This window comes from Collimonas arenae (assembly GCF_001584165.1).
Classification (GTDB): domain Bacteria; phylum Pseudomonadota; class Gammaproteobacteria; order Burkholderiales; family Burkholderiaceae_D; genus Collimonas; species Collimonas arenae.
On record NZ_CP013233.1, the window covers coordinates 152,587 to 173,957 of the forward strand.

A 21,371-nucleotide genomic window follows, 5' to 3' on the forward strand; every position below is an offset into this window, starting at 1 on the left:
TGACGAGACTTCCGGATTGTTCAACGAACCAGCGTGTCGCGACCTGGCCGGCCGATGCGAGCGGGTTTGCAAGCATTGGATGCCCGCATGGCAGGTTCATGGTGCAAAAAATTATCTAGGCAAGTTGCCAAAAAGAATCGTCATGATAGCAGAATCACCATTGTCGAAATTAACAAATTGGAATTTTTATTGGAATCTGCTAGGAGCTGTGGATATTCACTCCGGATACGCGAACCTGCAGCGGGCATTGCAGGCCACGGTGTTACGAGGCGGCGAAATATGCATTGCCGGATCATATCCTTGTCAACGGCGCCCCCTGACCGCCGCAGCAGGTCGGTGGCTGGATTAGGCTGGCAGCATATCCTCTGCGGCGGTCTGTTGCCAGGCGTCCAGCTCCTGTACGCGGCCGAACCAGGCTTGCAGATGTTCGTAGCGGTTCAGCGATACGCCCCCCGGTTCCGCCGCCATCAAGGGCGCGGCGATGGCCAGGTCAGCCAGGGTCAGGTTGTTTCCCGATACCCACTGACGGCGCGCCATGTGGCCATCCAGCACGCCTGCATAGGATTCCAGGTCGACCATGCCACGCTTCAATTCGACCGGGTCAGGCCGGCCGGCGCCGATCAGGCCCTTGATGAAATTTTCCCAGTAAAAAATGCCGATCGCCGGCGCCAGATGCTGGGCCGACCAGAACATCCAGCGGTTGACGTCGGCGCGCGCCCGCAGTTCAGTTGGATAGACGGTCTGGCCCGGGGTCTTGTCGGCCAGGTATTGCATGATTGCGCAGGATTCCCAGAGTGTGAAATCGCCATCTACCAGTACCGGGATTTTTTCGTTTGGATTGATGGTCAGCAGGTGCTTGCGCTGCTCCGCGCTGGAGAGGTCAACCAGCACCAGGTCGACCTGCTGCTTGAGATGATGGGCGGTCATGATGGCGCGGCGGGCATTGAATGAGATTGGGTGATGATAGAGGCGCATGATGATTTTCTCCGGTTGTTGTGATGCGGTGAAATCATCTTAGTCCGGGTTGCTGACAGCTAATGTCAGTAGTCTTTTGCTAGGCTTAGCTGTCCAACAACTGGTTTTCCTGGCGCCAGGCTTGCAGCAGCACGCTGCGTTGTTGCGGATAACGCTCTTTGGTGACGGTCAGGAGGCCGATCCGGTCGCAGCGGAAGTGACGGAAACTGGCGCGCAGCTCGCACCAGGCGACGACCAGGCGCTTGCCTTCGAAAAACGCCAGTGCGATCGGCCAGATCAAGCGCTCGCTGGCTTTACCGTTCTCATCGCGATAGCTGATGCTGATTTTGTGCTGGCGCCGGATTGCTTCGCGAATCGGCCCGAGCGTAATGCTGCTGAGGGGCTCCGCCTGGTAGCTGGCCGCCCACAGACCCATGTTGGCCATGTTGTCGCGCAGATCGGCCGGCGAAGCGGTAGCGATCTTGCTGAGTGCATTGGCGGCGGCCTGGCTCAAGCCCGCGTCGCCTTGTTGCTGGACCCAGCGAGCACCCAGCACCAACGCTTCCAGTTCATCCTCGTTGAACATGAGGGGCGGCAGGAAAAAGCCGGAGCGCAGCACGTAGCCAAGACCTGCCTCACCTTCCACCGGCGCGCCCAGCTCGATCAGGGTTTGCATGTCGCGGTAGATGGTGCGCACCGAGACCGCCAGATCCTCGGCCAGCCGCGCCGCCGTGACCGGGCGCCGGTGGCCGCGCAGTGCGTCCATCAGCATGAACAACCGTCCGGTACGGCTTGCCGCTTGTGCCAACGCCAGTCTCCTCGCCTAAGTTGCGACGCCGCTTATTTGGTCACCGTCAGCAGGGTTTGCTGGCCGTTCCGGAAAGTGTAGATCGACAGCGTGCCGTTGCGGATATCGCCGTTCTTGTCGAAGGCGATCTTGCCGGTGACGCCGGTGTGCTGGATCTTGGCCAGCGCCGGCAGGTATGTTTTCGGATCGACCGAATTGGCCTTCTGCATGGCGTCGGCAATGGTCATCACTGCATCGTAGGTGTACGGCGCGTACTGCACGATATCGGTCTGGTATTTTTTCTTGTAGGCGGCTTTGAAGGCGTCCAGCGGTGCATTGTCCTCGACACCGCCGGCGATTGCGCAATATACGTTGTCGTCGACCAGGCCTTCACCGGCCAGACGCGGCAGGGCTGAGGTGCAGATCGCGTCGCCGCCCATGAACTTGGCGTTGATGCCGAGCTGGCGGATCTGGCGCAGCATGGCGCCGGCGCTAGCGTCGATGCCGCCGAAGAAAATCAGGTCTGGCTTCTTGGCCTTGACTGCGGTCAGGATGGCGCTGAAATCGATGGCGCGGTCGCTGGTGTACTGGGTGGCGACGATCTCGACGCCATTGGCTTTGGCGTCCTTGGCGAACTCGGTCGCCAATCCCTGGCCGTAGGCAGTACGGTCATCAATCACGGCAACCCGTTTGGCGTGCAGGGTCTTGGCGGCGTAGCGTCCCATCACGGCGCCCAGCTGGCTGTCGTTGGCGACCACGCGGAAAGTGGTGTTGAAGCCTTGTTGAGTATATTTGGCACTGGTGGCCGAAGGCGAAATTTGCGGGATGCCGGCATCGTAGTAGATCTTCGAGGCAGGGATCGAGGTACCCGATTGCAGGTGGCCGATCACTGCCGCCACCTTGGCGTCGACCAGCTTCTGCGCTACCGAGGTGGCTTGTTTCGGATCGCTGGCGTCGTCTTCAGCCTGCAACACGAACTTGATCTTTTTGCCATCGATGACAATACCCTTGGCGTTCAGGTCGTCGATTGCCATGCGCGCGCCGTTCTCATTGTCCTTTCCGACATGGGCGACCGGGCCGGTAATCGGGCCGACGTGGGCAATCCTGACTACTTGCTCCTGCGGCTGTGCATGGGCGGTAGAGGCCACCACTGCGGCTACGGCCAGGGTAAGTGCGCTCATCTTGGCATTGATCTGCATCTGTTTTCTCCGGAATTCGATGTGAAGTTCCGCAATTATCCCAGTCTCCCGGCAACTGCGCTCTATTGGTTTTGCGGGTTTTTTGTTGCAGTGGCGATGCCGTTCCAGGATGTGCCGCCGCATTTCCCGGTCTGAGTCAATAGCCAGCCCTGCAACTGCTTGTCGATCACCAGCGGATCGCTGCTGAAGCACTCCCCCTTGGGCGCCGACTTGTTTTGCCCGATCGACACAAACAACGGCCCCTTGGGCTCGACAATCGGCTCGCTGCTGCGCACTTTCCCAGAACCCAGGTCGACGTTGCAGTCGTAGCGGCGGCCGGAAGTGTCCGCAGTGACGATGCCGACCATGCCATGATTCATCGGATAGACATTCTCGACAAAAATTGTGTCGCCCCTGGGGTGTTTCTGCAAGCAGGCATTGGCGGCCTGCATGACATCCTTGTCGCGCAACATGCCGGCGACCGTCATCGAAATGTCGTCGTCTGCCGAGGCGTTGCCTGAGGCCAGTACGGCACTAAGCAAAAAGAGGATAGGAAAGATTTTCATGACGACCCTTGAGTTTACGAACGCAACACACTAAACGACCTGGCGCAATGGATGGCTGCCTCTAATATATCCGGCAAGCCACAGATTGCTGACATCACACTGTCATATTCCTTTGCAACAATAAAAGATTAGTTTAGATTCATGCTGCTTGCATCTGTTTGCACGCATGGAGACAGACCTTTATTGAAATCCAACAACAGGATAATTCCATGAAACTTCGTTCATTGGCGCTGGCATGCGCAACGCTAGTCTATCTGAGTGGTTGCGGCGGTGGTGGCGGCAGTTCGATCGGCACAGCACCGGCCACGGTAAATGGCGTCGCGGCCAGCGGCAAGGCACTGGTTGGCGTAACAGTCACCATCACCGACAGCAGCGGCCAGAATGTGCAGACCGCAGTGACCGACGTCAACGGCAAATTCTCCATTCCACTCAAGGGCACAGCGCCCTTCATCCTGACCGCGCCATTCAACGATGCCGACGGTAGCGCCGCAACCTTGTCGGCCGTGATCAATCCGAGCGCAGCCCAGTCGGCGGCGGGCAGCACCGTGCAAGCCAACCTGAATCCCCTGACTTCGCTAGTCACGCAGCGCGTGCTGGGGCTGGTCCCGAGCGGTAGCCCGAGCGCCGCGCAAATCAGCGCCGCGAAGATCAGTTCTGCAAGCATTGCGCAAGCGGTGACCGATGTCGGTACACCGTTGCAGCCGCTGTTCACGGCGCTCGGCGTGCCGGCTGCTGAAACCAGCGATCCGATTGGCACTACTGCTTATCAGGCCAATTCCAGCGATCCGCTCGATAACCTGTTCGACATTACCCGTTTCAATGTGCACAGCGGTCAGATTGCCGTCGGCACCGATGCCAACCGCGCCGTGCTGACCATCCCGCTGAGCGGCAGCGTATCCGGCAGCTTGCCGAGCGCCGCGATCCAATCAGTGATGGCGTTGAACAACGGCCCGACCACCACGCCGATCCAGAACGTGATCGTGGTCGTTGGCGAAAACCAGACATTCGACGCCGTATTTGGCGCCTATCAGCCGCCGCAAGGCCAGACAGTAAAGAATCTGCTGTCGCAAGGCATCATCAATGCCGATGGCACACCGGGACCGAACTTCAGCCTGGCGCTGCAAAACCAGGGGGCAACGCAGACCGCGTATACGATCACGCCGACCCGTTCCACCGCATACGCCACGCTGCCGCAACCGACCGCCATCGGCGAACTGATTCCGCCGACTTTCCAGGACCCGGGCGGCGTACCGGATAGCCGCTTCCCGGCGAACCTGCCGAACGGCCCGTTCCAGATCACCAAGTACGTCCCTTACGGCACCGCCACTACCGCGCAGACTGGCGATCCGGTACATCGCTTCTTCCAGATGTGGCAGCAGACCGGCGGCGACAACAGCAAGCTCGACATGTTTACTTGGGTCGCCGATACTGTCGGCCAGGGTGGCGACACCAAGGGCATCACGCCGAGCAATCCAGGCCAGGGCGGCGAGTTGATGGGCTTTGTCAATATGGTCAGCGGCGATGCGCCGTTCTTCAAGTCGCTGGCGCAGCAATATGCGCTAAGCGACAACTATCACCAAGGCATCATGGGCGGCACCGGCGCCAACTTCTTCAATATCGCCACCGGCGATCTGCCGTATTTCAATAGCGGTGGCGCGGTTGCAGTGCCGCCGGCCAACCAGATCGAGAATCCGAATCCGATGGCGCAGACGGCGAATTTCTATTCGCAGGACGGTTACCAGGGCGGCTCCTACGTCAATTGTTCCGATGCGACCCAGCCGGGTGTCGGCGCGATTCTGAATTTCCTCGGCAGCAAAAAGGTCAAGAGCAACTGCGACGCCGGCAAGTATTACCTGGTCAATAACTACAATCCAGGTTACGACATGAACGGCAACGTCCAGCCGATCGGTCCTAACAATTACAACTACCCGCCACAAACCGTACCGACCATCGCCGAAGGGCTGGCCAAGAAGAGCGTTGCCTGGAAGTGGTACACCGGCGGCCGCGAAGCCGCGGACGTGACTGCAGATGCAGCGGCTTTCGGCTTTCCGGTGGCTGTCGCCCAGATTGCTCAGTACAACGCCATCGGCGATCCATTGGTGGCATCCAGCAATGTCATGACGACTGCACTGAAATCGAACCTGGCCGGTCTCACCACGTTCTATAGCGATATCGCCAAGGGCACGTTGCCGGCAGTTTCGTTCGTGGTGCCGAAGAACCTCGACAGCGGCCACCCGGGCTACTCGGCGCCGGCCCGCTACGAAGCCTTCCTGCAAGACCTGATCGCTAAGGTCAAGGCCAATCCGACGCTGTGGGCACACACTGCGATCCTGGTCACCACCGACGAAGGCGGCGGCCATTTCGATACCGGCTACATCCAGAACCTGGACTTCTTCGGCAACGGCCCACGGATTCCATTCCTGGTGGTATCGCCGTATGCCCGAACCGGCTTTATCGACCACACCTATTACGACCACTCGTCGATGCTGAAATTCATCGAGCGCAACTGGCGCCTGCCACCGCTGTCGCCGCGCAGCCGTGACAACCTGCCGAACCCGGTCAGCGTCGCCGCCGACCAGTACCGCCCGGTGAACACCACCTCGATCGGCGACCTGATGGCGATGTTCAACTTCTAAACCCCTTTATTTGGGGTCAGAGTCGAATATGTCGCTACGGCTATATTTGACTCTGACCCCAATTAAAATGCTGGGGATGTCGCAGAGATTGCTGTCGTTCACGTTGCGCGAGTGCCAGCAACAACACAGATTTGAAATGGATTCGATTTGTTGAGCTTCAATCAAGGTCGGTTGCTGGATTACCAATGGGGTGCCGGACTGGTGGCTCTGGTCAGCGTGGTGCTGCTGGCTGGTTGCCACGATGGGGATACGCCTGCGCGCGCCGCAGCTAAGGCCGGTCCGGCCAGCGTCGCGGCGGCGCCTGCTGCCGCTTCCGCTCCTGCTGACAAGAAGCCTTCGCTGAAAATGTGGGTGCGTTATCCGGAACCGCCGGCGACATTGAGTGCCGCCGCTACATTAGGCAAGCAATTGTTTTTTGATGCGTCGTTGTCGGCTTCCGGCAAGATGTCCTGCGCTACCTGTCATAGCCCCGATCATGCTTATGGACCGCCGAATGGACTCGCGGTGCAGCTGGGCGGCGCCGACATGCAACGGCAAGGTACACGCGGGGTGCCGTCGCTGCGCTACCTCGGTTTCACACCGAAATTCACGCGCCATTACTATGTGCCCGGGCCAGATGAAACCGAAGATGAAGGGCCGACCGGCGGCTTTACTCATGATGGCGCGGTCGATTCGCTGCACGAGCAGGCGCTGATTCCGCTACTCAATCCGAATGAAATGGCGAATGCCAATCCGGCCGAGATAGCTGCCAAGCTGCAGAAGACCAGTTATGTCGAACAGTTCCGGCAAGTGTATGGCGCCGGCATTTTCGATCATCCCGAGGCAGCGGTGGAAAAAGCCACGCTGGCGCTGGAAGCGTTCCAGACTGAAGACCCGAGCTTCCATCCGTACACCAGCAAATTCGATGCGGCGATGGCCGGCAATGCCGATTTCACTCCGGCTGAATTGCGCGGCTACGGCCTGTTCAACAATCCGAACAAGGGCAATTGCGCCAAGTGCCACGTCGATACCCCGGGGCCGGGCGGCCGGCCGGCGCAGTTCACCGATTTCGGTTTCCAGGCATTGGGTGTGCCGCGCAATCCGGAGATCGCCGCGAATCGCAATCCGAAGTATTTCGATCTCGGCATTTGCGGCCCGGACCGCAAGGACATGGCGAAGGAAAGCGAATTCTGCGGCATGTTCAAGTCACCGACCTTGCGTAATGTCGCCACGCGCGGCGCGTTCTTTCACAACGGCCGCTTCCATACGCTGGAAGACATGCTGCATTTCTATGTCGAGCGCGATACCGATCCGGCCAAGTGGTACCCGAAGGTCAAAGGTAAAGTGGCCAAGTTCGACGATCTGCCGCCACGCTACCGCGCCAATATCGATACGCTGGATGCGCCGCTCAACCGCAAGACAGGCGACAAGCCCGCCTTGAACGATGAAGAAATCGGCGACCTGATCGCCTTCCTGAAAACCCTCAACGACGGCTATTCGGCCAAGTCCGGCGCTGCGCGTTAGCGTGGCGGCGCCAGCGCATAGGGCGCTTTGGCCGCGCCCGGCGCACGCACGTTAACGATCACTCGCTCAACATCTGGCTCGGCACGGACAAAGGCTTCAAGCGCGGCGGCGTCGATGGCCGGATCGGCGCTGCATCCTTCGACCCAGACGAAGCGCCGCTGGAACGTCAGCCATAAACTACTGGCTTGGGCGAATTCCGGCATGGCAGCAAAATGCGTCGCTACCGATTTCGCAATCGGCGCATCGTAAAGATAGGAATTGGGTTTGCTACATTGGCCTGCCAGCCAGCATGTGGTGCCGCGCTCGGTGCGCCAGTGGGATTCCCTGCGCGCCTCCTCCTCATTGACCAGCGGCCCCAGCGGCTGCGGGCAATCCGGCACATTGCTGCGCACCTGGATGAATGGATCGTTGAACCAGTTTTTCAGGATCTCGTCGTGGGCGTTCGCCGTAGTTGCCGATGCCGCCAGAAAAATGGCTAACAGATAATGCAAACGAAGTGGTGGCGACATACCTGGCCTCCCGCGCAATCAACACGCTCAACAAGCACAGTGCATCGTGGCGGAGGACGGGATGCCCTCCGCCGTGGTCAAGCTATCCGGCGAACTTGTCAGTAGCGCGGATCAACTGATCCAGGATACCTGGCTCACTGTACGCATGGCCTGCATCTTCAATGATATGCAACTCCGCCTCAGGCCAGGCTTTATGCAGTTCCCAAGCGGTTTTCGGCGTGCAGCAAACGTCGTAGCGCCCTTGGACGATGACGCCAGGAATGCCGCGCAGCCGGCCGACATCGCGCAGCAATTGCTGGTCTTCAAAAAAACACGCGTTGATGAAGTAGTGGTTTTCGATGCGTGCAAAGGCGATCGCAAATTCAGGCTCTTCATGGTGCTCGGCCAACGATGGATCCGGCAGCAGCTTGACCGTGCTGCCTTCCCAAACACTCCAGGCCTTTGCCGCAGCCAGTTTGGCAGCTTCGTCGCTGCCGGTCAGGCGGCGGTTGAAGGCTTTCACCATTTCATGGCGTTCTTCCGGTGGAATCGGCGCGATGAAATCTTCCCATTTGTCGGGAAACTGGCGCGATGCGCCGTCCTGGTAGTACCACTGGATCTCTTCCTGGCGTCCGGTAAAAATGCCGCGCAATATCAGTTCGCTGACATGCTCAGGATGCTTTTCCGCATAGGCCAGGGCCAACGTGCTGCCCCATGAGCCGCCGAATACCTGCCATTTGTCGACACCGGCCATCTCGCGCAAGCGTTCAATATCGGCCACCAGATGCCAGGTGGTATTCGCCTCCAGGTTGGCGTGCGGCGTCGAGCGCCCGCAACCGCGCTGGTCGAACAGCATCACGCAATATTTTTCCGGATTGAACAGGCGCCGATGATCGGCATTGCAGCCGCCGCCAGGACCGCCGTGCAGGAACACCGCCGGCTTGCCGCTTGGATTGCCGCACATCTCCCAATAGACCTGATGGCCATCGCCCACATCCAGCTTGCCCGATTTAAACGGTTCCAGAGGCGGATACAGGCCCAGCAGTTGCGGGGCGGGGGACGTTTGCTGCACAGCGGGTTGGCTGGAGGTGCTCATGAAATCGTTTCCTTGTGGGAGTCGAGAAACAAAGATCATAAGCAAGTCTGGCGATGGCGTCCAGCGACTGCGCCAGACTCTAGTCCCGTTGTTCTGGCTTCAACTTGCGGCGCAGGCGAACGTTGTCGACGAAGAGTACGAGCAGGGCAATGGTCGAGAGGGCGCTAAATGCGTCGTTGCCGAGGAAGTGCCAGAAAGCCCAGGCGATGATCGCGAACAGGGCGCCGCCTGTCAGCAATTGGAAATGATCCTTCATGCGTAGACTGCCTGAGATCGATAGGCTTTCCTTGCAGGTGCGCGGGAAGCATATATTTCCGGCGAGCGATACAAGTTCTGAATTAGCCATGGTCGATTAAGGTTGTAGCGATGGGCAGTAGAGAGGATGTCGGAAATCGAGGTTCCGCCGGCTAACGAGCGTCCGGTTGCCACAGCAATGCTGCCGATGACGGCGCCAACGTAGAAAGAAGCCGAACACGCCGCTATGACGCCGAGACCTTCCAGTCGCGTTCCTGCGCCAATCAATTCACCGATCGTGACGGTTTTCCCAAATTTATCAATCTGGCTCAAGATGACACTGGCATTGGCAACTGCCGCCTGTACGGAACCGAATAGGGATGCAGGAGCCGGGAGTCCGAGCCCCTCCATATTTTCTTTGAAGTAATCGTAGAAACCGGGCATTCGACTTATCTCCATGATGCGTGACGTTAAAAAATTAACAGGTGCTTTTGTTTTGACAAGGTCCAGCAGCCATTGCACCCTGTTTAGTTATCTTTATTGCAATATACGGAGAATACAGAAGCTCAAAACGAGTGTCTACTGCGAGATTTGATAGGCCCTAGGCCAGCGGCGCCAGCAACAGTTGCAGATCCTCGGCGCTGAACTTGGTCGCCAGCGCCGCATCGCTGCCCAGTACGCCTTCGGCTAGTGCCGCTTTGCGCGCTTGCAGTTCGATGATGCGTTCTTCGATGCTGCCTTCGACCACGATCTTGTAGACGAACACGGTTTGATCCTGGCCGATGCGATGAGCGCGGGCGGTGGCTTGTTCCTGCACGGCAGGGTTCCACCACGGATCGATGTGGATCACGGTGTCGGCGGCGGTCAGGTTGAGGCCGACGCCGCCGGCCTTGAGGCTGATTAAGAGCAGCGGCACGGCCTTGGCCTGGAATTGCGCTACCAGGGCGCCGCGTTGGGACGGTGGCGTTTTGCCGGTAAGGGCCAGCCAGGGCAATTGCAATACAGCCAGTTCGAGTGCGATCAGGTCCAACATTTCGGTGAACTGCGAAAACACCAGGATGCGCCGGCCCTCAGCTACCAGCGCCGGCAGCATGTCGCGCAGCAATTCCAGTTTTGCGCGTTCCATGCCGTCCGCATGCTGCATGTTTTTCAGCAGGAACGGATCGCAGCATACTTGCCGCAACTTGAGCAGCGCATCGAGGATTGTAATCTGACCACCGCTGAAGCCTTTGCGCTTGAGCACGCCGCGTACCTGTTCATCGGCCGCCACGCGCACGCTTTCGTACAGGTCGCGCTGATGTCCTCGCAGTTGCACCAGCTTGACGGCTTCAGTGCGCGGCGGCAGTTCGCTCGCCACTTCGTCCTTGCGCCGGCGCAGGATGAACGGCCTGACTCGCTGCGCCAGCAATTGCGCGCGCAAGGTCTGGCCGCCGATCTCGATCGGCTTGCGCCACAGCCGGCTGAAAGTGCGCATGTCGCCGAGGAAGCCGGGCATCAGGAAATCGAATTGGGTCCACAACTCGCCCAAGTGATTTTCCAACGGTGTGCCGGTGATGCAGAGCCGGTGCCGTGCACGCAGGCGTCGCACCGCACCGGCACTGCGCGCGCCGGCGTTCTTGACAGTTTGTGCTTCGTCCAGGATCAGCATGTGGAAAGCTTGTGCCTCCAGCGCCGAGCGGTCGCGCCATAGCAGCGGATAAGTGGTGAGGATAAGGTCGTATTCCGCCATGCGGGCGAAATCGCGATGTCGCTCCGGGCCTTGCAGGGCCAGCACCCGCAGGCTGGGCGCCATGCGTTTTGCCTCGGCTTGCCAGTTGAAGATCAGCGAGGTCGGCAGCACCACCAGCGCCGGCAGGTCGAGCCGGCCGGCCTGTTGTTCGATCAGCAGATGCGCCAGCGCCTGCGCGGTTTTTCCCAGACCCATGTCGTCCGCCAGGATGCCGGCCAGGTGATGTTCGCGCAGGTACTGCAGCCAGGCCACGCCGTGCAATTGATAGGGGCGCAAGGTGACGCCGAGGCCGGCCGGTGCAAGCACTGGCTGCGGCGTGCCGGCGCCTTTCAGGCGCTGCGCCAATGCGCGTAAACCGGTATCGCCCTGCAGTTGCCAACCGCCATGTGCGCCGGCACGTGCGGCCTGTGTGTCCAGCAGGCTTTGGCGCATCGCCTCAAGCCGATATGCGTCCCATGCCGACAGTTGCAGCGGACCTTCAGGCCTCTGCGGATCGCTCAGCAATTCCAGCATGCTGCCGACGATGGCCTTGAGCGGCGCCGCTTGCGCTTCAATTCGCTTGCCGCCGGGCGCGCGCAACAGGATCAGGTCGTGGTCGTCGATCAAGGCAAGTTTCTTGGCGTCGAGCCAGCGCGCATCGCGTTGCAAAAGGTGCGCCAGCAGCGGTACCAGGTCCAGCATTTCGCCGTCGATTTCGATGCCGAGCGTGAGTAGCCAGGAACCTTCGCCAGCCGGTAGACCGAGCGCCGTCACGGCCTGTTCGCGGCCGCGCATGCGGGTGGCGACTTCTTTGCCCAGCAGCTCACCGGTCTGCGGATTGACGATCAAGTGCCAGGCATCGACCGGCACGCTCTCGTGCGCGAAGCCGGGTCGGACCACGATGGCCCAGCCCTTTGCCTGCAGAGCGGGCAACTGATCGGCCCAGAAATCGCCGAAGAAATCTTCCTGCACCAAGGTCCACAGCGAATCGAGATGTGCCGCTGCTTGCACTGCATCGTCGTTGCGCCATTGCAGCGTATCGGCTGGCAGCGGATGCAAGCCGAGCTCCCACACCAGGTCGAGTGCATCGGCTTCGGCGCCGAGGTCGCGCAGCAGCAGACGCCGGCCGTCGCCAGTGTCAACCGTTTGCGAAGATGCCGGACGGCGGTTCAGGAGTGTGGTTGGGGCCGCGCATTCCCAGCGCAGGCCATCGTCGGCGACATAGGTCCAGCTGATTTGCACCACAGTTACAGTTGGCCCGCGGGGGCCAAATGGACCGGACGGGCGCATGCCGAGAAGGCCGTCGCCACGGCTAAGGGTTTGCAGTGTCAGGCGTGGCCGGAAGCGGCCGGGGGATGCTGCCGCAGCACTCATTTCGGCAGGAAATGCGCACGCAGAACGCCCATATCGCCATACCGGATCGAGATATCGCGAGCCAGCGGCAAGCCGAAGCTGCCGGCATACGAACCGGTGATGACGATTTGTCCGGCCTGCAAGCCTTGTCCGCTTGTACGCAAGAATTCAGCCAGCCAGTACAGCGGCGCGCGTGGCTCGCCATTCGGATGGCGGCCCTGTAGCTGCCGCTGTTTTGTTACGCCTTCGTCGACGCTGATTAGCAGCGTGTTTGCAGCGCGCGCCCTTTCTGTATCGACTTGCGGACCGAGATACAAGCCTTGGTTGAGCAAGCCGTCTGACAGGTTTTCGATGAAGCCGGCATCGTCGGGAGCGCTGTAGCGGCTATCGATCAGCTCCAGCGCCAGATGTGTGCTGCCGATGGCCGCATCGATCTCGGCCTTGGTGTAAGGCGCGCTGCGCGTCGGCAGGTCGTGCGCCAATACGAATGCGAGTTCCGGTTCGACCCGCACCTGGCCGTCACGCACCCAGGCGGTGCACGGACTACTGTTGTGAATGGTATTGGCATAAATCGGCGCCGCCACTGGTTGTCCTTCGACCGGCAAACCGCACTTCCAGCCGCCGATGCGTTCGCCCAGTTGCGCACTGACTGCAGCTTGTATCGCCAACGCGGTCTCGGCATCCTGCGGCCGCAACGGTAGCGGCAGGCGCGCGCCCTGTACGCCTGATCGACGGCGCTCTGCCAGGATGACGGCTGCTTCGGCTGCGGCGTTTGGAGTTTGGAGATTCATGTTCTATGCGCGTACGCGGTAATGGTATTCATATTGTTGTTCGAATCCGAGCTTTCGATACAGTCCGAGGGCGGCCTGGTTGTCGGCTTGGACTTGCAAGTATGCACTGCTTGCTCCTTGTGTCTTGCCCAAGCCAGCAGCGCGCCGACCAGCCGGGCCGCCGCACCGCGCCGCCGCGCTGCGGGCGCAACGACAATATCGAACAGGCCGACCGCGCCGTTTTCTGCTACCGCCAGCCCGTAGGCGATTGGCGCGCCATTGTCGCTCAGGGTAGCGAATGCAGCAGGCATTGTGATGGCAGCGAGCATGCGGTCGTGGGCCGCTCGTGCCGCCTCGGGCACACGATTCGCCTCGGCAAAGCCGGTGCTCCATGCGTGATTTGGCGCCGCCAGGATTTCAACATCGGGCGTGCTTTGGGTTTGCTGCGGCAGCGCGGCAGTCATGACCAGAGAACGATCGATCTTGCGATATCCGGCCTGTTCCAGTTGGTGATCTGATTCCGGACTTGCCAGCGGCGACAAGCGAAATATCGTCGGCAAGCCGTGCCGCGCATAAAAGTCTTCCGCAATACGCAGCGTTTCCGCGAATGCCGCGGTTGGCCGCAAGGCATTGGCGGAATTGGCGCGCTTGGTATAGCCCTCGGACAGGCGCAGCAGCCAGCCGCCGCACAACGCCGATTTTTGCGCCGGCCATGCGTTGAAGGCGCGCTCTTCGAGGGACGTGACGAGATCAAGATCGAAATTGAGCGCGGGCACTGGCGTGGTCATGATTTTTTGTGGTCGGTGGCGGAAAGATATTCTACTCGGCCCGCCGCTTTGGCGCGGCCTGCCCATTGTCTTTTCCCTGGATTGCGGGTAACTTAGCGTTTTGCAACAGAGTTGCAATTAAATATGCAGCGCACAGTTCACATAAACCGCGCGGGAATCCCGGGCCCGGACAGGCCTCTATTCGCAGAAGGATCTGTACTATATGTCTTTTCTTTACCAGTTATTTCTTCATCAACCCGCCCGTACCTTCGGCGCTCTTTCCCTGGCCCTGATGACCTCTACCACTACCCTAGCCGCATCCACTCCAACCCCGCCGGTCGCCGCCAAACAACCATGGCAGGAAACCCGCCATGGAGAGGTTGTTACTGACGACTATCATTGGCTGCGCGAGAAAACCAATCCGAAAGTGATCGCCTACCTGAAGGCAGAGAACGCCTATAGCCAGGCCATGACCAAGAACCTGGCGCCGCTCTCCAAGACCTTGTACGGTGAAATGAAGGGGCGCATGAAGGAAACCGATTTGTCGGTGCCGACCCGGCGCGGCAATTTCTATTACTACAGCCGCACCGAAGCCGGCCAGCAGTATCCGATCATTTGCCGGCGCCATGCCGCTGCGGATTTCAGCTATGACGCCAAGGCCAAGGAGGAAATCCTGCTGGATGAAAACCAGCTGGCGCACGGCAAGGAGTTTTTTGAGGTCGAGAGTTTTTCGGTCAGTCCAGATGACCGCTACCTGGCGTATTCCACCGACACCACCGGCTATCGCCAATATCAATTGCACATCAAGGATTTGAGCAGCGGACAGTTGCTGGCCGATTCGGTCGAGCGCGTCACGTCGCTGGCATGGGCGGCGGATAGCCAGACGCTGTTCGTGGTGCAGGAAGATGCGACCACAAAGCGCTCCGATTTGCTGCTCCGTCTCAAGCTCGGCAGCCAGCCTGTCGAGGTGTATCGCGAAGCGGTGGAGCAGTTCAATATCGGTGTCGGCAACAGCAGCGACCGCCAGTTCATCGAACTCGACGCCCAAAGCACAGATACCACTGAAGTCAGCCTGCTGCCGGCCGACCAGCCGCAAGGCAGCTTCCGTTCGGTGTTGGGACGCACCACCGGCCACCGTTATGGCGTTGATCATCGCAACGGCGAACTGTTCATCCTGACCAACAAGGACGCCAAGAATTTCCGCCTGGTGCGGGCGCCGCTGGCGACGCCGGATGAAGCGCATTGGCAGGAAGTGATTCCGCATGACCCCAAAGTGTTGCTGGAACATTTCGAACTGTTCCGCGATTTCCTGGTGGTCAGCGAAAAGGCCGATGCCCAGGAGCGTTCGCGTATCTACAACTTCGCCGATCACAGCTGGAAGACCGTGCAGTTCGATGAGCCGGTGTACACCTCGCACGCCGGCGGCACGCCTGAATTCACGTCGACCAAATACCGCCTGATGTATCAGTCGCCGGTGACACCGCCGACAGTGTTCGATGTCGACATGGCGAGCGGCAAGCGCGAAGTGCTGAAGCAACAGGAAGTGCCTGGCTACGATCCATCACTGTATGAAGCCAAACGCTTGTGGGCAACGGCGCGTGACGGCGTCAAGGTACCTCTGTGGACCGTCGCCAAAAAGGGGATCAAACTGGATGGCTCGGCGCCTTGCTGCTGTACGCCTACGGCTCCTACGGCATTCCGGCCGAAGCCACGTTCTCCAACAGCAGAGTCAGTCTGCTTGATCGCGGCGTGGTGTTTGCCGAAGCACATATCCGCGGCGGCAACGACATGGGTGAACATTGGCATGACGATGGCATGCTGATGAACAAGAAGAATACCTTCAACGATTTCATCGATAGCGCCGAGTACCTGATCCAGCAAGGCTGGACCAGCCCCAAACGTTTGATCATCGAAGGCGGCAGTGCCGGCGGCCTGCTGATGGGCGCGGTCACCAATATGCGTCCCGACCTGTTCCATGCGGTGCACGCGGCAGTGCCGTTTGTCGACGTCATGAACACCATGATGGACGCCAGCCTGCCGCTGACCACAGGCGAATACCTGGAGTGGGGCAATCCCAATGAAAAGGCGGCCTACGACTACATGCGCAGCTACTCGCCGTATGACAACATCGAGCGCAAGGCTTACCCGGCCATGCTGGTCACCACCGGCCTGAACGACAGCCAGGTCATGTACTGGGAGCCGGCCAAGTATGTCGCAAAATTGCGCGCGATGAAGACTGATCACAACACCCTGCTGCTGAAAGTAAACATGGGCGCCGGCCACGGCGGCGCCTCGGGACGTTATGACGCCATCAAGGAGAGATCCTTCGAGATGGCGTGGATGTTGTCGCAATGGGGCATTACCCCATCCGGCAAGAAATAGGCATTTTTTTACAAGAAGAAAGCTCTACTTTTATTAACTTACGCAGGATTGATTATTCATGTCATTGCATAACCGCCGATTCAAACTTCCCTCGCTGTTGATCGCCGCTGCCTTAGTCACAGCTGCAGCCAGTTCCGCGCACGCCGTCACCGTCGCCCCGGTGCAGGATGTCAGCGATGTCTTGCATGGCGTCACGGTAAAAGACCCATACCGCTATTTCGAAAATGTCAAAGATCCCAAGGTCCAGGCCTGGCTGAAAGAGCAGGGCGACAGCGCGCGCAAGGAGCTTGACCGCATTGCCCTGCGCGGCGAGCTTGAACAACGCATTGCCGAGATTTCGGCCGCTACCGGCGACGATATCCGCGGGATTACGCGCATGGCCGGCGATCACATCTACTACCTGAAGCGCGGCCGTGGCGAGAAGCAATTCAAGCTGATGACGCGCGATGGCCTGCAAGGCGCGGAGCGGGTGCTGGTCGATCCTGAACTGGAAGCCAAGCGCACCGGTGTGCCGCATGCGATCAACTATTTCGTGCCGGCCTGGGACGGCAAGCATGTTGCCTACGGCGTGTCCGCCGGCGGTTCGGAAGATGCATCGCTGTACATCCTCGATGTGCAAAGCGGCAAAACGGTCGGCCAGCCGATTCCGCGTGTGCACGAAGCCTTGATCGGCTGGCTGCCGGACAGCAAATCGCTGACCTACAACCAGCTCAAGACGCTACAGCCGGGCGATGCCGATTCCGAGACCTACCTCGATAGCAAGGTCATGTGGCTGAAAGTCGGCGATGCGGAAGCGCAAGCCAAGCCGGTGTTTGGCCCGACCGTCACCACCGATCTGGGTCTGGCCCGTCTCGATGTCGGCGCCATCATCTTCAATCCGGGTAGCCGCTGGATGATTGCGCGCACTACCGACACCACCCTGCCTGAAGGTAATCTGTTCGTCGCCGATATTGCCGATCTCAACAAGCCGACGGTAGCGTGGAAGAAAATCTCCAGCTTCGACGACAAGATCACTGACGTTGACCTCAAGGGCAATGATCTTTACCTGCTGACCCATGCCGGGGCGCCACGCAATCGTGTGTTGAAGCTGGATCTGCGCCATCCCGAATTGAAACTGGCGCGCGAAGTCGCCGCCGCACCGGCCGATGCGGTGCTAGAGAAATTTGCGCTGACGCGCGACGCCTTGATCGCCGAAATACGCGAAGGCACGTCGATCGTGCTGCGTCGCTATGCGGCTGGCGACACCAAGGGACAAAGCATTCCGGCGCCGTTCAAGGGCGCCGCCAGCTTGCAGAACGATCCTGCCCATGCCTACAGTGATGTGCTGTACACCCTGAACGGCTGGACCGAGTTGCCGCGCACTCTGCTGTTGAAAGGTAAGGTCTCCAGCGATCCCGGCCTGCGCGTCAATCCGCCATGCCTAGCCTGCCGGAAGTGGAAGTGGTCGACGTCAAGGTGCCGAGCTACGATGGCGCCATGATCCCGATGACGCTGCTGTACAAGAAAGGCCTGAAGCGCGACGGCAGCAATCCGACGTTGCTGGACGGTTATGCCGCCTATGGCTTTTCGCAAACCGCTTACTTTTCTCCCGCCAGCATGGCCTGGATCGAACGCGGCGGCGTGCTGGCTTACGCCAATGTGCGCGGCAGCGGCGTCTACGGCGATGACTGGTACCGCGCCGGCTTCAAGGCCACCAAGCCGAATACCTGGAAAGATGGCGTCGCTTGCGCCAAGTACCTGATCGCTGAAGGCTACGCTACGCCGAAAACATTGGGCGTGATGGGCACCAGCGCCGGCGGCATCTTCGTCGGCCGCACCGTGACTACGGCGCCGGAATTGTTTGCGGCCGCCATTTTCAATGTCGGCATCATGGACACCGTGCGCGCCGAAGACAGTGCCAATGGCATCACCAATATTTCCGAATTCGGCAGCGCCCGCAACCCGGCGGAATTCCCGGCCTTGTTGGAAATGAGCACTTACCACAATATCAAGGACAACACCGCCTATCCGGCTGTCATGCTGGTGCACGGCATGAACGATCCGCGCGTCGATGTCTGGCACAGCGCCAAGACCGCGGCCCGTCTGCAAGCGGCCACCAGCAGCGGCAAACCGATCCTGCTGCGGCTCGACATGCAGGCCGGCCACGGCATAGGCAGTACCGCTACCCAGCGTTATGCGCTGTCCGCGGATATCTACAGCTTCCTGTTATGGCAGATGGGGAAAGCCAAACAGAACGGTAGCTGAGCGCTGCCGTCGGGCATTCATCCGCAACGATGCGATCAAGGAAAGATCGTTTGAAATAGCGTGGATGCTGTAGTAATGGTGTATGGCCCTCTAAGGAATGCCCTAAGTGCTTTCATCATGGCCAGCTCAATCGAACCAATCCAAATGGTGGGACGTCCAAGAAAATTGCCTGTTTATTAATCGATAGACTCGGTAATGACATCTTGGAGTCCCATGAAAAAATATCATCGTCTTACTTGCCGCCTATATTTCAGCATGGTTGTGGCCGGCGTCTTGCCTGCGGCGGCGCATGCCAACGCAGTTTTACAGAATCCATTCTGGCGTGTCGCACTCGATCCGGCGACGTTGGCGATCAGGGTTACGCCGGCAGACGGACCGGAAGTTGCCGTATCCAACGGAGTTGATGCACACAAGGTATCTTCCCTCCATGTTGCCGTCGACGAGGCGAGCTGGCGCTGGGATGAGCGTGCTGATAATGGCTACGCGATCGAGGCAAAACTCACTGAGCGCGATCTGGCCCTGACGATACGCGCGAAGGGAACAGGCCAGCTCGCACTTATCCGCCAGCCCGGGCAAGCCATCGGCCGTGGTTTGATCCTGCCGCTCACGGAAGGTCGCTACGTTGCGCGCGACAACAAGGTCTGGAACGACTTCATACTGCAACACATGGAGCGGATCAACGCTACACAGGACCTCAGCTTGCCGTTGTGGGGATTGGATCACGGCAAGTTCACGCTGAACTGGCTGCTGACCAATCCATTCAATAACCAGCTCGATTTCAGTGCAGACAAGAACGGTGATGGTGTGGCGCTCAAGGTCAGCCATACCTTCACAACGCTGTCGGCCGACACGCCGATGACATTGATTCTGCATCTGGGCGAGGCCGATCCGCTGGCCGGCGCCAAACGCTATCGCGCGTGGTTGAAAGAAACCGGTCGCTTTGAATCGCTGGCCGACAAGATCGCCAAAACACCGGATGCCGCCAAGCTGATCGGCGCATCGCACATCTATCTGTGGGGCAGCGGCCTGATCGCCGCCAAGGATATCCGCGACTGGCCGGTCTTCCTGACGGCGTTGCGCGGCAAGGATGGGCTGGCCCAAGATTTGCGCCGCACATTTGATCGGGAGAGCAAATCCGTCCTGGCGCAGGCAAGCGCCAAACCGGACAGGTATCAGCAAAAAGTCATCATCCGCGCTTTCAACGGCGCCATCAACGCCCTTGCGCGCGCGGCATGGCAGGTAGATGAACCCGATGTCGGGCTGCTGGCAAATCGCTACGGCGAATTGCGTGCGCAGGTGGCGCGGACATTTTCCGCCGCGTTGAGTAAAGATCCTGCCGGCTGGGGCGACGGCGTTTCCGTCAACACCATGTCGCAATTGCAGGCTGCCGGCTTGCCGCGTCTCTGGATCGGTCTCGGCGAAGGTTGGGAGGGCGGCCTGTGGCATCCCGAAGCGATCGCCGCCGGCGTCAAGGCGGGCTATATGGTGGCGCCATACGACTCCTATGAAACAGCCTTGCCGCGCGGCGATAATCCCGATTGGGCCACCGCCCATCTCGGCGAAAAGGCCTATCGCGATTGCGCCATCGTGCAGCAGGACGGTACGTTCAAATCCGGCTTCAACCAGTCCGGTCATTACACCAATCCACTGTGCATGCGCCCGCTGTTAGAGGCAAGGGTACGTGCGTTGCAGGAAAAAACCGGCTTCAACAGCTGGTTCCTGGATGCCTACGCAACGGGCATGGTGTTCGACGATTATAGAAAAGCGGCGCCAATGAGCATGGCGCAAAACGCCATCGCCAATGTCGACAGTTCGCGCTGGATTTCGCAAGACCGGCAAATGCCGACGGGTTCGGAGGATGGCAATGCCACCACCTCGCAGGGAATTTTCTTTGCGCACGGCATGCAGACCCCGGTAATCGGCTGGGGCGACAAGGACATGCAGAAAGATAAAACATCGCCGTATTATCTCGGCAAGTATTATCCGCCGGAAGAACCGGAAGTCATGTTCAAGGCCGTGCCATTGAAAGAGCTGTACCGCAAAGTCGACTTCGATCCGGCGGCGCGTCTGCCGCTATACCAGGCGGTATTCCACGATTCGGTCATCACCACGCATCACTGGCTGTTCGATAGCTTGAAATTGAACAATGTCCGCATGGAAAACGAACTGGCGCAATTGCTCTACAACGTGCCGCCGCTGTTTCACCTAAGTAGCGCGACATTCAAAGCCAGATTGCCGCTGATGCAGCGGCAGGATGCGTTCTTCCGGCCGCTACATCAACGCTTGGCGACCCAGGCGTTGACTGGATTTCGCTGGCTGTCGACAGACAAGATGCTGCAGGAAACCAGTTTTGCCGATGGCACCACGCTGGTGGTGAATTTCTCTGATAGCGAACGTCAGGCTGAAGGCCGACGCTTCAAGCCATACAGCATGACGGCGCGTTTCAATGACGGTAGTACATCGATATATGCGGCTGATAAAAAATAGAGTGGTATTACCTGTAATGCCGGTTAGTGCAGATGATCGCTGTCTCTCGCCCTCGTCATTCCCGCGAACGCGGGAATCCATTTTCATGGTTTTGCTCAGTAATTTGGATCCCCGCGTTCGCGGGGATGACGGAGCTGGTGTGGGAGCTTTCCTTGCAATTGCACTTAATTGAACGGTATTGCGACATGACACCTTGGTTCCCGGCCAATGCTGCGTAC

The 21,371-nt window shown here is 59.4% G+C and carries 18 protein-coding genes; 7 read left to right on the forward strand and 11 right to left on the reverse strand.

Translation table 11 applies throughout. From position 1 onward, the window contains the following. Positions 1 to 345 precede the first annotated feature (345 nt). From CAter10_RS00720 to CAter10_RS00735, 4 genes are all read right to left on the reverse strand, one after another. Positions 346 to 975 (reverse strand): glutathione S-transferase family protein, encoded by a 630-nt coding sequence (locus CAter10_RS00720; protein WP_061531896.1) that lies wholly within the window; start codon positions 973 to 975, stop codon positions 346 to 348. Between the two features lie 85 nt (positions 976 to 1,060). Further along, on the reverse strand, positions 1,061 to 1,762 hold the full coding sequence (locus CAter10_RS00725) for a helix-turn-helix transcriptional regulator (protein ID WP_231879106.1): 702 nt from the start codon (positions 1,760 to 1,762) through the stop codon (positions 1,061 to 1,063). Between the two features lie 32 nt (positions 1,763 to 1,794). After that, on the reverse strand, positions 1,795 to 2,940 hold the full coding sequence (locus CAter10_RS00730) for a branched-chain amino acid ABC transporter substrate-binding protein (RefSeq protein ID WP_061531897.1): 1,146 nt from the start codon (positions 2,938 to 2,940) through the stop codon (positions 1,795 to 1,797). A 62-nt stretch (positions 2,941 to 3,002) separates the two neighbouring features. Further along, positions 3,003 to 3,485 carry a hypothetical protein gene (locus CAter10_RS00735; protein ID WP_061531898.1) on the reverse strand — a complete coding sequence of 161 codons (483 nt, stop codon included), beginning with the start codon at positions 3,483 to 3,485 and terminating at the stop codon, positions 3,003 to 3,005. Between the two features lie 209 nt (positions 3,486 to 3,694). Between CAter10_RS00735 and CAter10_RS00740 the strand changes: the two genes are divergently transcribed. After that, positions 3,695 to 6,121 (forward strand): alkaline phosphatase family protein, encoded by a 2,427-nt coding sequence (locus CAter10_RS00740; protein WP_061531899.1) that lies wholly within the window; start codon positions 3,695 to 3,697, stop codon positions 6,119 to 6,121. 150 nt (positions 6,122 to 6,271) lie between these two features. Continuing rightward, positions 6,272 to 7,624, forward strand: a complete 1,353-nt coding sequence (locus tag CAter10_RS00745) for a cytochrome-c peroxidase (RefSeq protein ID WP_236905446.1) — start codon at positions 6,272 to 6,274, stop codon at positions 7,622 to 7,624. Here CAter10_RS00745 and CAter10_RS00750 read toward each other — a convergent pair. The 7 genes from CAter10_RS00750 to CAter10_RS00775 form a co-directional block, all read right to left on the reverse strand. Continuing rightward, positions 7,621 to 8,133: a hypothetical protein gene (locus CAter10_RS00750; RefSeq protein WP_061531900.1), complete on the reverse strand. Its 513-nt coding sequence runs from the start codon at positions 8,131 to 8,133 to the stop codon at positions 7,621 to 7,623. The two genes, CAter10_RS00745 and CAter10_RS00750, sit on opposite strands and share 4 nt — an antisense overlap. 82 nt (positions 8,134 to 8,215) lie before the next feature. Next, a complete protein-coding gene (gene pip / locus CAter10_RS00755; protein ID WP_061531901.1) occupies positions 8,216 to 9,208 on the reverse strand; it encodes a prolyl aminopeptidase in 993 nt (330 codons plus the stop codon). A gap of 79 nt (positions 9,209 to 9,287) precedes the next feature. After that, on the reverse strand, positions 9,288 to 9,464 hold the full coding sequence (locus CAter10_RS22695) for a hypothetical protein (protein ID WP_164840397.1): 177 nt from the start codon (positions 9,462 to 9,464) through the stop codon (positions 9,288 to 9,290). Next, entirely contained in the window at positions 9,461 to 9,964 is a 504-nt protein-coding gene (locus CAter10_RS00760; RefSeq protein WP_205630277.1) for a hypothetical protein, read from the reverse strand. Before CAter10_RS00760 ends, CAter10_RS22695 begins: the two co-directional genes overlap by 4 nt. Before the next feature lie 79 nt (positions 9,965 to 10,043). Then, positions 10,044 to 12,524, reverse strand: coding sequence for a DEAD/DEAH box helicase (locus tag CAter10_RS00765; protein ID WP_061531903.1), 2,481 nt, complete (start codon positions 12,522 to 12,524; stop codon positions 10,044 to 10,046). After that, positions 12,521 to 13,294 (reverse strand): hypothetical protein, encoded by a 774-nt coding sequence (locus CAter10_RS00770; protein ID WP_061531904.1) that lies wholly within the window; start codon positions 13,292 to 13,294, stop codon positions 12,521 to 12,523. Before CAter10_RS00770 ends, CAter10_RS00765 begins: the two co-directional genes overlap by 4 nt. Next, positions 13,291 to 14,061 (reverse strand): GNAT family N-acetyltransferase, encoded by a 771-nt coding sequence (locus CAter10_RS00775; RefSeq protein ID WP_236905447.1) that lies wholly within the window; start codon positions 14,059 to 14,061, stop codon positions 13,291 to 13,293. Before CAter10_RS00775 ends, CAter10_RS00770 begins: the two co-directional genes overlap by 4 nt. Before the next feature lie 202 nt (positions 14,062 to 14,263). Here CAter10_RS00775 and CAter10_RS00780 point away from each other — a divergent pair, with 202 nt between their 5' ends. The 5 genes from CAter10_RS00780 (at position 14,264) to CAter10_RS00795 (ending at position 21,153) form a co-directional block, all read left to right on the forward strand. Further along, positions 14,264 to 15,862 (forward strand): S9 family peptidase, encoded by a 1,599-nt coding sequence (locus CAter10_RS00780; protein ID WP_236905448.1) that lies wholly within the window; start codon positions 14,264 to 14,266, stop codon positions 15,860 to 15,862. Further along, positions 15,793 to 16,422: a prolyl oligopeptidase family serine peptidase gene (locus tag CAter10_RS23260; RefSeq protein WP_236905450.1), complete on the forward strand. Its 630-nt coding sequence runs from the start codon at positions 15,793 to 15,795 to the stop codon at positions 16,420 to 16,422. Before CAter10_RS00780 ends, CAter10_RS23260 begins: the two co-directional genes overlap by 70 nt. Before the next feature lie 58 nt (positions 16,423 to 16,480). After that, positions 16,481 to 17,902 carry a prolyl oligopeptidase family protein gene (locus CAter10_RS00785; RefSeq protein WP_061531905.1) on the forward strand — a complete coding sequence of 474 codons (1,422 nt, stop codon included), beginning with the start codon at positions 16,481 to 16,483 and terminating at the stop codon, positions 17,900 to 17,902. Next, a complete protein-coding gene (locus CAter10_RS00790; protein ID WP_061531906.1) occupies positions 17,839 to 18,666 on the forward strand; it encodes a prolyl oligopeptidase family serine peptidase in 828 nt (275 codons plus the stop codon). The genes CAter10_RS00785 and CAter10_RS00790 overlap by 64 nt, the downstream gene beginning before the upstream one ends. A gap of 213 nt (positions 18,667 to 18,879) precedes the next feature. Then, a complete protein-coding gene (locus tag CAter10_RS00795) occupies positions 18,880 to 21,153 on the forward strand; it encodes a glycoside hydrolase (protein WP_061531907.1) in 2,274 nt (757 codons plus the stop codon). The last annotated feature ends 218 nt before the right edge of the window (positions 21,154 to 21,371 follow it).

What these genes read in the sequence shown, in the direction of transcription:
- CAter10_RS00720 (WP_061531896.1), bottom strand. Translation starts at nt 975, where the DNA reads ATGCGCCTCTATCATCACCCAATCTCATTCAATGCCCGCCGCGCCATC.
- CAter10_RS00730 (WP_061531897.1), bottom strand. Translation starts at nt 2,940, where the DNA reads ATGCAGATCAATGCCAAGATGAGCGCACTTACCCTGGCCGTAGCCGCA.
- CAter10_RS00735 (WP_061531898.1), bottom strand. Translation starts at nt 3,485, where the DNA reads ATGAAAATCTTTCCTATCCTCTTTTTGCTTAGTGCCGTACTGGCCTCA.
- CAter10_RS00740 (WP_061531899.1), top strand. Translation starts at nt 3,695, where the DNA reads ATGAAACTTCGTTCATTGGCGCTGGCATGCGCAACGCTAGTCTATCTG.
- CAter10_RS00750 (WP_061531900.1), bottom strand. Translation starts at nt 8,133, where the DNA reads ATGTCGCCACCACTTCGTTTGCATTATCTGTTAGCCATTTTTCTGGCG.
- pip (WP_061531901.1), bottom strand. Translation starts at nt 9,208, where the DNA reads ATGAGCACCTCCAGCCAACCCGCTGTGCAGCAAACGTCCCCCGCCCCG.
- CAter10_RS22695 (WP_164840397.1), bottom strand. Translation starts at nt 9,464, where the DNA reads ATGAAGGATCATTTCCAATTGCTGACAGGCGGCGCCCTGTTCGCGATC.
- CAter10_RS00765 (WP_061531903.1), bottom strand. Translation starts at nt 12,524, where the DNA reads ATGAGTGCTGCGGCAGCATCCCCCGGCCGCTTCCGGCCACGCCTGACA.
- CAter10_RS00770 (WP_061531904.1), bottom strand. Translation starts at nt 13,294, where the DNA reads ATGAATCTCCAAACTCCAAACGCCGCAGCCGAAGCAGCCGTCATCCTG.
- CAter10_RS00775 (WP_236905447.1), bottom strand. Translation starts at nt 14,061, where the DNA reads ATGACCACGCCAGTGCCCGCGCTCAATTTCGATCTTGATCTCGTCACG.
- CAter10_RS00780 (WP_236905448.1), top strand. Translation starts at nt 14,264, where the DNA reads ATGTCTTTTCTTTACCAGTTATTTCTTCATCAACCCGCCCGTACCTTC.
- CAter10_RS00785 (WP_061531905.1), top strand. Translation starts at nt 16,481, where the DNA reads ATGTCATTGCATAACCGCCGATTCAAACTTCCCTCGCTGTTGATCGCC.
- CAter10_RS00790 (WP_061531906.1), top strand. Translation starts at nt 17,839, where the DNA reads ATGCCTAGCCTGCCGGAAGTGGAAGTGGTCGACGTCAAGGTGCCGAGC.
- CAter10_RS00795 (WP_061531907.1), top strand. Translation starts at nt 18,880, where the DNA reads ATGAAAAAATATCATCGTCTTACTTGCCGCCTATATTTCAGCATGGTT.